At 49.6% G+C, this 246-nt stretch carries 1 rRNA gene; it reads left to right on the top strand.

What is annotated here, in order from left to right:
* Positions 1 to 145 precede the first annotated feature (145 nt).
* Positions 146 to 246 (top strand): 5S ribosomal RNA (rrf, locus tag GJ695_RS30705); the annotation flags it as partial.

Here is a 246-nt window from a genome sequence, read left to right as displayed (position 1 = left end):
GCTAACTGATACTAATTGCCCGTACGGCTTGTCCCTATAACCTTGACGGTTATGCGCATTTACTATGATGGTGAGTGCTACCCAAAAACTTTACTTCTCCCGGATTCGCTGTGCAGCCTAAGGCTGCAGAGCATACAAGTCAAAGCTTGATGACCATAGTAAGTCGGTCCCACCCCTTCCCATCCCGAACAGGACCGTGAAACGACTCTACGCCGATGATAGTGCTGCAACCAGTGTGAAAGTAGG

Origin of the sequence: Duganella alba, from assembly GCF_009674495.1 — a bacterium.
Taxonomy (GTDB): Bacteria; Pseudomonadota; Gammaproteobacteria; order Burkholderiales; family Burkholderiaceae_D; genus Rugamonas; species Rugamonas alba.
This window is presented reverse-complemented; position numbering and strand designations above follow the sequence as displayed.